Genomic DNA, 13,054 nt, shown 5'->3' on the forward strand with positions numbered 1-13,054 from the left:
TAAAACAAAAACACCAGACTTTACATTCTTGGGTGTAAAACTGGGTGTTTGTTTTGCAATCTGCTGATTTTCAGCGTTTGTTGCGGAGAGACAGGGATTCGAACCCCGGGTGCCTCGCAGCACAACGGTTTTCAAGACCGCCGCAATCGACCACTCTGCCACCTCTCCAAAACATCTTTCTCTAAAAGGCTTTCCTCTTAAAGCGGTGCAAAGGTACAAATCATTTTTAATTCTGCAAGCATACTTCTTATTTTTTCACGAATTAATTGTACTTTTGTACCCATGATATACCCACAGAATTTTGAGCAGAAAATAGGTTTCGACCAAATACGCCAACTGCTGAAAGAGAAATGCCTCAGTACGCTTGGTGAAGAACGAGTAACGGATATGGCGTTCTCCGACCGCTTCAGTGAAGTGGAGGAACATTTGAATCAGGTTACTGAATTCGTACGCATACTCCAAGAGGAAGATAACTTCCCGGCTCACTATTTTTTCGACGTACGCTCATCCCTGAAACGAATAAGGGTAGAAGGCATGTATCTGGATGAACAGGAACTTTTCGACCTGCGCCGCTCATTGGAAACGATACGTGATATCGTACGCTTTTTGCAAAAAAATGAAAACGAAGAAGAGGACGCCGTATCTCCCTATCCATGCCTGAGACGACTGGCAGGAGATATTGCAGTATTCCCGCAGCTAATCAAAAAAATAAACGACATTCTTTCTCCCTACGGAAAAATAAAAGATAATGCCTCGGCAGAACTGGCACGTGTCCGCCGCGAACTGACAAATACAATGGGAAGCATCTCGCGTTCGTTGAACAGCATCCTGCGCAATGCCCAGTCAGAAGGTGTCGTAGATAAAGATGTAACCCCTACAATGCGCGACGGGCGTTTGGTTATTCCGGTAATACCGGCATTGAAACGAAAAATAAAAGGCATCGTGCATGATGAATCGGCCAGCGGAAAAACCGTATTCATCGAACCCGCCGAAGTAGTGGAAGCCAACAACCGTATCCGCGAATTGGAAGGAGACGAACGGCGGGAAATTATCCGCATACTCATAGAATTTTCCAACCAGCTACGCCCGTCTATCCCGGATGTATTGCTGTCATACGAATTCCTTGCAGAAATAGACTTCATACGCGCCAAGGCATTGTTTTCCGAACAAATTACCGGACTAAAACCCGCTTTGGAGAACAAGCAAACGATAGACTGGACAATGGCAGTTCACCCGTTGTTGCAGCTCTCCCTTGCCAAGCATGGTAAAAAAGTAGTACCGCTGGATATAGAACTGAACGAAAAACAGCGTATCCTCATTATTTCCGGTCCGAACGCCGGTGGCAAGTCCGTCTGCCTGAAAACCGTAGGATTACTGCAATACATGCTGCAATGCGGTTTGCTCATCCCGATGCACGAACGCAGCCATGCCGGCATATTCAGCAACATATTCATCGACATCGGAGACGAACAATCTATCGAAGACGACCTGAGTACCTACTCCTCGCACCTGACAAACATGAAGATAATGATGAAAAACTGCAACGAACGCAGCCTCATCCTTATCGATGAATTCGGAGGCGGTACAGAGCCCCAAATAGGCGGAGCGATAGCAGAAGCCGTGTTGAAGCGTTTCAACCAAAAACAAACGTTCGGCGTCATTACTACGCACTACCAAAACCTGAAACACTTTGCCGAAGACCACGAAGGAGTAGTAAACGGAGCCATGTTATACGACCGACACCTGATGCAAGCTTTGTTCCAGCTCCAAATAGGCAATCCGGGCAGCTCGTTCGCCGTAGAGATTGCCCGTAAAATCGGATTGCCGGAAGACGTCATTGCCGATGCCTCGGAAATCGTAGGCAGCGAGTACATCAATGCCGACAAATACCTGCAAGACATCGTACGCGACAAACGGTATTGGGAAAACAAACGCCAAACTATCCGGCAACGCGAAAAACACATGGAAGAAACCATTGCCCGCTACCAGGCAGAGGTAGAAGAATTGCAAAAATCACGCAAAGAAATTTTACGGAAAGCCAAAGAAGAAGCGGAACAACTGATGCAGGAAGCCAACGCCCGTATCGAAAATACCATTCGTACCATTAAAGAAGCGCAGGCCGAGAAAGAAAAGACACGCCAGGTACGCCAAGAACTGAGCGACTTCCGCGAATCAATGGAAGCCCTCGCTGCCAAAGAGCAGGAAGAAAAAATTGCCCGCAAGATAGAAAAACTGAAAGAAAAGCAGAATCGGAAAAAAGAAAAGAAAACCGGCCGAAACCTGGAAAGTACATTGTCTGCACAAGCATCGGCAGAGCAGCAGGCACGGAAAGAAGCCGAACGCCTGGCGGCAATCGTACCCGGCAGTAATGTTAAAATAAAGGGACAAACTCCGGTGGGCGAAGTATTGGAAATAAATGGAAAAAATGCCATAGTTGCTTTCGGCAGCATCAAAACCACTGTCAAACTGGATAAGCTGGAACATACAAACGCACGTCCCAAGCAGGCGGATGTTTCTACCAAGAGTACCTACATCAGTTCGCAAACTCAGGATAGCATGTACGAGAAGAAACTGAACTTCAAACAAGACATCGATGTGCGCGGTATGCGTGGAGACGAAGCCCTGCAAGCCGTTACCTATTTCATAGACGATGCCATATTGGTAGGAATGTCCCGTGTACGCATCCTTCATGGGACGGGTACAGGCATTCTACGTACCCTTATCCGCCAATATCTGCAAACCGTACCCGGTGTACGTCATTTTGCCGACGAGCATATACAATTCGGCGGGGCAGGAATTACAGTCGTAGACCTTCACTAAACCGAGAAACAAGAACCGTAAACTGAGAAATAACCATTAACCACTAACCGCCAGTAACCAACATGAAATCAATCAAAGAACTCTACCGTATCGGTACAGGTCCTTCAAGCAGCCACACAATGGGACCCCGCAAAGCTGCCGAAACATTCCTGAAAAGACATCCGGAAGCCGCGGCATTCAAAGTAACGCTATACGGAAGCCTGGCTGCAACCGGTAAAGGACACATGACGAACATTGCCATTACCGAAGTACTCCAGCCGGCAGCACCGGTAGAAATTATCTGGGAACCTAAGATTTTCCTCCCCTTCCACCCTAACGGAATGAAATTCGTTTCGGTAGATAAAGAAGGAAAGGAAACCGAACAATGGACGGTATTCAGCATCGGTGGTGGCGCTTTGGCAGAAGAAAACGACGGGATATCCTCGGTCAACACTCCCGATGTATATTCCATGAAACACATGACAGAAATCCTACAATGGTGCGAACGTACAGGAAAAAGTTATTGGGAATATGTCAAAGAATGTGAGGACAGCGATATATGGGATTACCTGCAGGAAGTGTGGAAAACAATGCAGGATGCGGTAAAACGAGGATTGGAACAGGAAGGCGTATTGCCGGGACCGTTAAACCTGCGCCGTAAAGCCTCAACTTATTACATACGCGCCAGCGGTTACAAACAATCCCTGCAATCCCGCGGACTGGTATTTGCCTATGCCCTGGCGGTGAGTGAAGAAAACGCATCGGGCGGCGTTATCGTGACAGCCCCCACATGCGGCTCATGCGGTGTAATGCCTGCCGTACTTTATCACCTTGCCAAAAGCCGTGATTTCAGCGATACGCGTATCCTGCGCGCCCTTGCCACAGCCGGATTAGTAGGAAATATAGTAAAGACCAATGCTTCCATTTCGGGTGCGGAGGTAGGTTGCCAGGGAGAAGTCGGCGTAGCCTGTGCCATGGCTTCCGCTGCCGCCAACCAACTGTTCGGCGGCAGCCCTGCACAGATAGAATACGCGGCGGAAATGGGGTTGGAACATCATTTAGGAATGACCTGCGACCCCGTATGCGGACTGGTACAAATTCCGTGTATAGAACGAAATGCATATGCCGCCGCACGTGCTTTAGACGCCAACCTCTATTCTTCCTTCACCGACGGTATGCACCGCGTATCTTTCGATAAAGTAGTAGAGGTGATGAAGGAAACCGGCAACGACTTGCCCTCTCTCTACAAAGAAACAAGTGAAGGAGGGCTGGCGAAAGATTATAAACCGATGTGAATGAAAAAAGAAAGGCGGTAAGGTAATAAAACAGTGGCAAGTATATTATCACTCTACTATTTTATCACCCTACCGCCTTATCGCTTTACTATTCTGTCATTCTACCACCTTATTATCTATCGGCCAGTGCGTATCGTCTTTGTCGCCACTGACATCCTTCTCCTGCATCAAATCGCCGTTTTCAGCATAAAACAACTGGTACTCCATACGGCCGTTCTCCACCTCGATAACATACTGCATAGGGTGCAAGGCATACTCGAGTGCATCGATATCCTCCAGCTTCCACCCGGCATATTCTCCACCGTTGAAAGCAGTTTGCACTGCGGGCGGCAAATCACTCCAAAAAATATTGATTTCAGTCAATTGCCAAATAGCATGCGTATCATACCACACATCCATTTCTTTGCCGTCCATCCGGCATTCGGCCACAAAATAGCTTCCTTTCCGCTCCCATTCAATATCGATAGCACTGGGATATTTGTCTTTTAAAGCCTTCGACACCGCATCGGGAACAGTTATATTATCATCCTTATCGTCATCGCTGCATGCACTGAAAGCCAATGCAGCAATGAACATCATTGCCAATACTTGAAATTTCATTTTCATCTTTCCGTTATAAAGTTTAAGTTATACATCCGATATCGCAATCAATCGTCCATGCTTACGAACTTGCCTTTGCTATTGAATTTCAAAGAATAGTCATTGGCCAGCTCAACTTCCACCCCGCCACGGTCGCGTTCAATCTTGGTGATAATTTCCTGCGGGAAGTTCATTTTTACATATTCTTTTACAGACACCGGAATCAGCGCTTCGGGAACGGCACTCCTTTTGCAGTCTACATCCGTCCAATTACCGTCACCGTCAAAATCAATCTCCGTACGGTCGGTCAGCAACACCTCATACTTCTTGGAACCCAGCATTCCGGTTTCGATTTTAATATGCGAAATTTGCGGTTTAGTGAAATACCGGTTGATAAAATTACGGGCAGTCAGAGGCAACTGCTTGGCATCGCGTGTAATAACATCGCCGGCAAATGCAAACTGAACAGCCACGAGAGCCAATACGAGAATAGACAGTACTTTCTTCATAATCGTTATTTTTTAGTGTTACTAATTGTTACATATCATTCACACTGCAAATAACGATAGAGAAATAGGAAAGATTTGGGAATAACCGCTGTTAACGGCTATTTTTATATTCTTTAACGAGCAGGAAACAATGCATTCCCTCCTGCCATTCGTAAGTGAGCCTCAACGAGGAAATCCGGGCTATAGAACGGGCTATGGCAAGCCCTAACCCCGTAGAGTCCTTTTTCCCGTCGATACTATGATAAAAACGGCGGAAAAGCTTTTCGCCGTCCAAAGGCGTATCTCCCGTGTTCTTTATCGTCAATGAAACCGGAGTAGTAAATACCTGCAACTCTCCCTTATCCTCATTATGAAGCAACGCGTTCTTCACCAGATTGGAAACCAAAATCTGGGCTAACGAGTGATTGCAACGGATAATGAAAGGGTGCTCCCCTTGCCTGCGTACCAGATGCACTTGCTTATGCTCGTATATATCCATTAAATCCGGCAGAAGATTATCCAATATCTCATCTATCGACACATCTTCCAGCTCCGCATATTGCCCGTTCTCTATACGGGAGAGCAACAATAACGACTTATTCAGTTTCACGGCACGTCCCAAGGTAGAATATATTTCGTCCAGTTCCTTCATCTGCTGTTCAGTCAGGTTATCGTTCTCCGCCAGCAGCTCCACCTTACCGCGCACAATGGCAAGCGGTGTCTGTAACTCATGCGAGGCATTCTCTATAAACTGTTTCTGCTCCTCATAAGCCTTGTAGCTACGGTTGCCCATATCCACTGCGGCTTCGCTCAGTTGCCGGAATTCGCGTATCTTCGTAGGATTCTCCAATGCCGGAACCTCCTTGCCTGGCTGAATGCCGTGCAGCCAGTCCAGCAATCTGTGCAACGGACGGAATACCCCTCTCAGTACCAACTGGATTCCGATAGACGTACATATCAGGAAAAGCAGGAACAAAGCCCCCAAGTACCAGAGCATCGCCTCCACCATATCGTCCCGTTCCAGAGTGGAAATCATCAAAGTCAGCTCATAGAACTGTCCGTCGGGCATACGAAAAGCCGTGCGCATCACACGTACCGGTTCGTCGTCATCCTCAAGCTCGATATAAACGGTAGAGTCATAAAAGACCTCCCGGTAATGCCGTCCCTCCTCCTCCGAGATAGGAAGAAACTTATAAAAAGACATCAGCGCACCTTCCGTTTCAAGAATAGAAGGGTCGTGAAGCGCATGCTCCATTAATATCCCGGCATAATTCTCCAGGGTATCATCCGTTTCATCCACTACCTCATCGATAATGGCATAATAGAACAATACGCCCCACACAGCCATTAATACGAACAGCAACAACGAGAGTTTGCGGTATGTATAATATACCAGTTTCATAATTCGGAGAGTTTATAGCCAAAACCGTAGACAGCCTTCAACTCTACGGAAGCATCGGCCTGTTTCAGCTTCTTACGCAAATTCTTCACTTGCGAGTAAATAAAATCCAAGGAGTCCGCCTGGTCGATATTATCTCCCCATACCGACTCCGCAAGGCTCATCTTATTGATAACCCGGTTGGCATTCACCACAAAATAATACAGTAAATCGAACTCCTTGCGGTTCAGTTGCAAAGGAACGCCGCCCACTTCCGCCTGCCGTTTGTCCGGATAGAGTAGCAAATTGCCCACGGTAACGGTTATGTCGCCCTGTGCCTGACGACGGCGGATTAAAGACTTTACACGGGCATTCAGTTCTGCCAAATGGAAAGGCTTCGTAAGATAATCGTCAGCCCCGAGTTCCAGACCGTCCACCTTATCGTCCAGCGAATCTTTGGCGGAAATGATAAGCACGCTATCCGTACGGCGCAGGCGTTTCAACTCGCGCAACAAGTCCAGTCCGCTCCCACCGGGCAGCATGATATCCAGCAGGATGCAGTCGTAGTCGTAATCGTTAATCTTGTCCAGTGCCGAAAAATAATCGGCAGCCGTTTCCACAACAAACTTCTCTTTCAAGAGCGAAATACGGATTGTTTCCCGTAAATCTTGCTCATCTTCTACAATCAGGATTTTCATACCGGTAAAGAAAGCTCATAAATCTGGAATCATTCTGGAATTAATCCCGGATTAGCCGGGAATGCTGTCTTCTCCGTACACTTCTTCCAGCAACTCCTCCTTTGCCACGGAGATTTTGCCGTCGGTCGAAACGGTCAACCTAAGAGGTACGTAAAGGTCTGTTTGCGGATAACAAATACTGGCAGCATAGACTATGCCCCCGGAAGTAGTCCTGTCATAGACCAATCCCTCCAAAATGGCATGCCTCATAAACCTGGCATCGACCAGCGAAGCAAAACTTTCCTTCGTAAACACCTTATCCACGATTGACTTGCCGCCACAGGTAATACGCAGGGCGATGCTGTTATCGACAAACTCTTCCCCCTGCTCATTTTTCACAACAGGCAGGCTTTCGTCCGGACGACGGACAACCGACGAACGGTACTCCTTGCCTTTATAAGTAATGGTCATTTTCGTATCGGAAACCTGCATGCGTTGCGGAGCGGACACCACCGTACTGTCCCGCATAAGCACCTGCACCTCGCTTTCGCTTTTCTTCCGGGAGGTACAGGAAACAAACAACAACCCCACTACACAAGTCACTATATAAACGACAGTTTTCATCGGTTCTTTTTTTAAATTGACAAGGGCAAAGGAACAAAAAGAGCGCGAGAAATACAAATGAAAACTGCCAAAAACAATCAGCCCTTCCCCGATATACCTATCATAATGTTGCAATAACATTTCCGACAATAGATATTCCGGACAACCACACCGCTCAAACAGAACGGAAACAGTCGCCGCTGTATACAGAAAAAGGAAGTTAACTTCATGCCGGGCATGATATTAACTTCCTTCTCTTATGATGTTAACTTATCGCAGTTGTTTCAGTTAACTTACCATACAGTAATGAATTAACTGCCTGCGGGTTATTTTCCCCGTTTATTTCTTGGCGGGAGAAGAATACCTTGCATTCAGTCCCTCCAGGATTTCGCTGGTAATATTGTAGATACTGTCGGCATACAGCAGGTTGTCGAAACCGGTATTACTGATAATCATGCTGTATCCTTTGGTCTTGTTATATTCCTTTAAGAAAGCATTGATAGAGTCGCGCAACTGCAAACTGTTCTTCTCGTTTTCGCTCATCAGTTCGGACTGCAATTTATTGCCCAGGTTCTGCAAATCCTGTTCCAGCTTTGCAATGCGGTTGTATTCTTGCTGTGCACGTTCCTGGGTCAGGTAAGCATTATTCTGGACTTTCGTCTGGAACTCCTGTTTCTGGCGGTCGAGGTCTTTGGCTTTCTGGTTCAAGGTTAAACGTACGTTCTCGCTTTTCTTCACCATAGCTTCATTTAAATCGACACAGTAGTTATATTTTGCCAAAAGCGTATCTATCTCTACATAAGCAATCTTCATCCCGGACAACCCGGCTGCCTGTGTTGCAACATTCGTCGTTTGATTATCCGCCTTACCAGCGCATTGAGAAAATAAAACGATTAGTGCAAGCGCAGCCAAACCGTTTACGAGGTAGTTTAATCTCTTCATAATTTATAAAAATATTGTTTTTAATTTATTTAATTCATACTATCGTTTAAGGCCTTTTCCAGCTCGTCGATAGAGAAACGTCCCTTCTTCTGCGCTTCCCTGTCTTGCGACTGCACACACCCGATTCCTCTATCCCGCATTGCCTTATTGCCACTGACATGTCCGTTAGGAAACTTGCCGCCTTTCACAAAAAAGACCTTTATACCCAATAAAACAATGCAAATAGCAACTATTAACAAAGTTATCAATACCGTATCAAGCATTTCCATTAAATTTGTTGCACAAAAACAGCATGCAGTCCGCAAAAAGCGCTCGAATTCCGATTTTACTTTCGGCTTGCACTGTTTTTGTGGGTGCAAATATAGGGCTTTGGTTGGACTAAGCCTCCTTTTTTACTCTAAAAAAAGAGAAAGGGAAATAAAATAGCCAATCAATTTAACCATATTTAGTAATAAGAGGTTAATCCATACAGGAATTGAATGAAAAAACAGCGAATTAGGAATGCCCTTAAAAGCGTATCCTAATCTATTATAAACTATAAGACATGGAAAAAAAAGACTTGAAACCAGCCGGCGTATTCCACTATTTCGAGGAAATCTGCCAAGTTCCGCGTCCTTCCAAGAAGGAAGAGAAGATTATCGCTTTTCTAAAAGCATTCGGAGAAAAACACAAGTTGCAGACGAAAGTGGACGAAGCCGGAAACGTACTGATTAAAAAGCCCGCCACTCCGGGCATGGAGAACCGTAAAACCGTTATACTCCAGTCCCACGTGGATATGGTATGCGAGAAGAACAACGATGTGCGGCATAATTTCCTTACCGACCCTATCGAAACCGAAATAGACGGTGAATGGCTGAAAGCCAAAGGCACTACGCTGGGGGCGGACAACGGTATCGGCGTAGCGACCGAACTGGCTATCCTTGCCGACGACAGCATCGAACACGGCCCCATAGAATGCCTGTTCACCGTAGACGAAGAAACCGGACTGACCGGCGCTTTTGCCCTGCAGGAAGGTTTTATGAACGGTGACATTCTCCTGAACCTCGACTCCGAAGACGAAGGAGAACTGTTCATAGGCTGTGCAGGCGGTATAGACTCCGTTGCCGAGTTTACATATAAAGAGGTAGACGTACCCTCCGGGTATTTCTTCTGCAAAGTACAGGTGAAAGGACTTAAAGGCGGACACTCCGGCGGCGACATCCACCTGGGACGCGGCAACGCCAACAAATTACTGAACCGCTTCCTGAGCCGGGTTTCCAAGAAATACGATATGTACCTCTGCGAAATAGACGGCGGCAACCTGCGCAATGCCATTGCCCGCGAAGCGCATGCCGTTATAGCTATCCCCGATGCCGACAAGCATGCATTGCGTACCGACCTGAATGTATTTGCCGCCGAGGCGGAGGCCGAGTATGCAGTAACAGACCCCGATTTGCAGTTCACCCTCGAATCGGAAAATCCCCGTGCGAAAGCTATCGGAAAAGATACCGCCAAACGCCTGTTGCAAGCTCTTTATGCCGTTCCCCACGGAGTATATGCCATGAGCCAGGACATCCCGGGGCTGGTAGAAACTTCCACCAATCTGGCATCCGTCAAGATGAAACCGGGTAATATCATCCGCATCGAGACAAGCCAGCGCAGCTCTACCGAATCTTCCAAGCAGGACATCGCCGATATGGTACGCACCGTATTCGAAATGGCAGGGGCAGACGTTTCCTTCGGCGACGGCTATCCGGGCTGGAAACCCAATCCGCACTCGGAAATCCTGGAAGTCGCAGCGGCATCATACAAACGCCTGTTCGGTGTAGATGCCAAGATAAAAGCTATCCATGCCGGACTGGAATGCGGGTTATTCCTCGACAAATACCCCTCTCTGGATATGATTTCCTTCGGCCCTACCCTGCAAGGAGTACACTCTCCGGATGAACGGATGCTCATTCCTACCGTACAGAAGTTCTGGGAACACCTGCTGGATATACTGAAACATATCCCCGCCAAGAATTAATGAACATACCCAAACAGAGATACAAAGAAAAGATGCGGAGCAAAAGAAGAAATGCCCCGCTTCTTTTTACCTCCGTATCCGCCTTCATACTTCTCGTTTTCCTATCATCCCCTCCGCTGTACGGGCAAGCGGAAAAAGACACCCTGGTATTCCGCATCATGGGCTACAACGTGGAAAACTTGTTCGATTGCCGCCATGATACCCTGAAAAACGATTATGAATTCCTGCCCGACGGCATCCGGCACTGGAATTATTCCAAATACAAGAAGAAATTAGATGCCGTTGCACGTGTCATCATTGCCGTAGGCGAGTGGACGCCGCCTGCATTGGTAGCCCTTTGCGAAGTAGAAAACGACAGTGTACTGCGCGACCTTACCCGCTACTCCGTCCTGCGGGAAGCCGGCTACCGCTATGTCATCACGCACTCCCCCGACGAACGGGGAATCGATGTGGCATTACTTTATCAAAGAGGGCTTTTCAAACTGCTATCCTGCCAAAGCCTTCCGGTAGCGAAGCCTCATAAAAACAGCCGTCCTACACGCGACATACTCCATGCCTGCGGCTTACTTTTAAACCGGGACACGTTAGATGTATTCGTCGCCCACTTCCCGTCACGTTCCGGCGGAGCAAAAGCATCCGAGCCTTATCGCCTGGCAGCCGCACAAAGGCTGAGAGATGCGGCAGACAGCCTGCTCCGAATCCGTATCCGCCCTCAAATCATCATTATGGGAGACTTCAACGACTATCCCTATAACAAGTCCGTACAAAATATACTGAAAGCCGGAGCCTCGCCGGCAGAAACGGACTCCTTGGACTCCCGGACGCTTTATCACCTCTTGGCGGGAAAGAATGCTGCCGGCAAACATTTCGGAAGCTACAAATATCAAGGAGAATGGGGGCTGTTAGACCACCTTATCCTCTCCGGCAACCTGTTGATACCGGACGCTCCGCTATATACCGCCGAAGACAAGGCAGGCGTTTTCCGTGCCCCCTTTCTCTTGACCGAGGACAAGAAATACGGAGGCAAGCAGCCTTTCCGCACCTACTACGGCATGAAATACCAGGCGGGATACAGCGACCACCTCCCCGTATGGGCGGAGTTCCGGCTGGTATATTAATCGGAATACTGGTAAAGCTTCAAGTCGAACTTACCGACCATAACCAGCAAATGGTCGAATATATCGGACTGGATGCGCTCGTACTCCTTCCACACCTTATTGCGCGAGAAGAAATACACTTGGATAGGAACACCGTAAGTAGTAGGCTCCTTTTGGCTGATAATCAAATCCAAATCCTGGTTTACCACCGGCAGGCTGCACAGATAACGTTCGATGTAGATACGGTAAAGCTGGGCATTGGTGGGTACTTCTCCCTCTGCCGGCTGATAGTCCGCCATTAAAGGAATCTCCTTACGGATAGTATCCAACATATCGGGGCTGCAAAACTTCAAGGTAGTCATATCCAGGTAAATGTTCTTATTGACACGGCGTCCCCCGCTCTCCAGCATACCACGCCAGTTCTGGAAAGAATTATTCACCAGCGTATAAGGCGGTACGGTAGAAATCGTATTATCCCAGTTGCGTATTTTCACCGTATTCAAGGTAATCTCCTCCACCGTTCCATTGGCTGTATTATTGGGCAGGGCTATCCAGTCGCCGATGCGCAACATATCATTGGCAGAGAGCTGTACCCCTGCCACAAATCCGAGAATACTATCCTTGAATACCAACATCAGCACAGCCGCCGACGCACCCAGGCCTGCAAACAAAGTCATCGGGGACTTATTTACCAGCACGGCGATTATAATAATGCCTCCGATAAAGAACAACAATACCTGGAGAACCTGCACGAATCCTTTCATCGGGCGGTTCTTTTGCTTGTCCTTTGCATTGTACACATCCAGCATCACCAGCAACAAGCCATTGATAGTAAACAGTATGGCGGCAATGATATATACCGCACATATTTTCTGCGAGAACTCCAGGATTTCCTTTCCCCGCACGAAAGCCAGCGGCAGTAGAAAATAAATCAAGATACCGGGCAGGATATGAATCAGATGATGCACCACCTTGCGTTTCATCAGCAATGTATTCCACTGGTGGGGCGCATGCTTCGTATAACGTTTCATTCCCCCTACGAATATGGCCTGGCATAAATAATCCAGCCCTATCGATACGCCTATCATCACTACGGCAATAATCGTTTCGTCGAACATATTGGCAAGTTCCGGGTCTACCCCCCAGTCTATAAGGATTTTGTTCATCCAACTTCCTAAGCTCATCATAAAT

General features: G+C 47.5%; 12 protein-coding genes and 1 tRNA gene. 4 read left to right on the plus strand and 9 right to left on the minus strand.

The features are described from left to right. Positions 1 to 83 precede the first annotated feature (83 nt). Positions 84 to 168 (minus strand) — tRNA-Ser (locus C233_RS0118665). A 114-nt stretch (positions 169 to 282) separates the two neighbouring features. Between C233_RS0118665 and C233_RS0118670 the strand changes: the two genes are divergently transcribed. Both C233_RS0118670 and C233_RS0118675 read left to right on the plus strand, forming a co-directional pair. Next, entirely contained in the window at positions 283 to 2,820 is a 2,538-nt protein-coding gene (locus C233_RS0118670) for an endonuclease MutS2 (RefSeq protein ID WP_018669053.1), read from the plus strand. 62 nt (positions 2,821 to 2,882) lie between these two features. Continuing rightward, on the plus strand, positions 2,883 to 4,094 hold the full coding sequence (locus C233_RS0118675) for an L-serine ammonia-lyase (RefSeq protein WP_018669054.1): 1,212 nt from the start codon (positions 2,883 to 2,885) through the stop codon (positions 4,092 to 4,094). Between the two features lie 96 nt (positions 4,095 to 4,190). Here the strand turns inward: C233_RS0118675 and C233_RS0118680 are convergent, their stop codons facing one another. The 7 genes from C233_RS0118680 to C233_RS0118710 form a co-directional block, all read right to left on the minus strand. Beyond that, on the minus strand, positions 4,191 to 4,700 hold the full coding sequence (locus C233_RS0118680; protein WP_018669055.1) for a PepSY-like domain-containing protein: 510 nt from the start codon (positions 4,698 to 4,700) through the stop codon (positions 4,191 to 4,193). Positions 4,701 to 4,741: 41 nt separating this feature from the next. Continuing rightward, positions 4,742 to 5,182, minus strand: a complete 441-nt coding sequence (locus tag C233_RS0118685; protein WP_018669056.1) for a PepSY-like domain-containing protein — start codon at positions 5,180 to 5,182, stop codon at positions 4,742 to 4,744. Between the two features lie 91 nt (positions 5,183 to 5,273). Continuing rightward, positions 5,274 to 6,563: a sensor histidine kinase gene (locus tag C233_RS0118690; RefSeq protein ID WP_018669057.1), complete on the minus strand. Its 1,290-nt coding sequence runs from the start codon at positions 6,561 to 6,563 to the stop codon at positions 5,274 to 5,276. Beyond that, entirely contained in the window at positions 6,560 to 7,237 is a 678-nt protein-coding gene (locus C233_RS0118695; RefSeq protein ID WP_018669058.1) for a response regulator transcription factor, read from the minus strand. The genes C233_RS0118690 and C233_RS0118695 overlap by 4 nt, the downstream gene beginning before the upstream one ends. Positions 7,238 to 7,288: 51 nt before the next feature. Next, positions 7,289 to 7,840 carry a DUF4738 domain-containing protein gene (locus C233_RS0118700; RefSeq protein WP_025068966.1) on the minus strand — a complete coding sequence of 184 codons (552 nt, stop codon included), beginning with the start codon at positions 7,838 to 7,840 and terminating at the stop codon, positions 7,289 to 7,291. A gap of 318 nt (positions 7,841 to 8,158) precedes the next feature. Then, the gene (locus C233_RS0118705) at positions 8,159 to 8,761 is read right to left on the minus strand and encodes an OmpH/Skp family outer membrane protein (RefSeq protein WP_025068967.1); all 603 of its coding nucleotides are present in this window, start codon (positions 8,759 to 8,761) and stop codon (positions 8,159 to 8,161) included. Positions 8,762 to 8,790: 29 nt separating this feature from the next. Continuing rightward, the gene (locus C233_RS0118710; protein ID WP_025068968.1) at positions 8,791 to 9,024 is read right to left on the minus strand and encodes a hypothetical protein; all 234 of its coding nucleotides are present in this window, start codon (positions 9,022 to 9,024) and stop codon (positions 8,791 to 8,793) included. Positions 9,025 to 9,305: 281 nt separating this feature from the next. Between C233_RS0118710 and C233_RS0118715 the strand changes: the two genes are divergently transcribed. Together C233_RS0118715 and C233_RS0118720 are read left to right on the plus strand one after the other, a co-directional pair. Further along, a complete protein-coding gene (locus C233_RS0118715) occupies positions 9,306 to 10,766 on the plus strand; it encodes an aminoacyl-histidine dipeptidase (RefSeq protein WP_018669062.1) in 1,461 nt (486 codons plus the stop codon). Continuing rightward, a complete protein-coding gene (locus C233_RS0118720; RefSeq protein WP_018669063.1) occupies positions 10,766 to 11,884 on the plus strand; it encodes an endonuclease/exonuclease/phosphatase family protein in 1,119 nt (372 codons plus the stop codon). Before C233_RS0118715 ends, C233_RS0118720 begins: the two co-directional genes overlap by 1 nt. Here C233_RS0118720 and C233_RS0118725 read toward each other — a convergent pair. Further along, entirely contained in the window at positions 11,881 to 13,050 is a 1,170-nt protein-coding gene (locus C233_RS0118725) for a mechanosensitive ion channel family protein (protein ID WP_025068969.1), read from the minus strand. The genes C233_RS0118720 and C233_RS0118725 overlap by 4 nt on opposite strands. Between the last annotated feature and the right edge of the window lie 4 nt (positions 13,051 to 13,054).

The sequence above is a fragment of the Bacteroides gallinarum DSM 18171 = JCM 13658 genome, assembly GCF_000374365.1.
Classification (GTDB): Bacteria; Bacteroidota; Bacteroidia; order Bacteroidales; family Bacteroidaceae; genus Bacteroides; species Bacteroides gallinarum.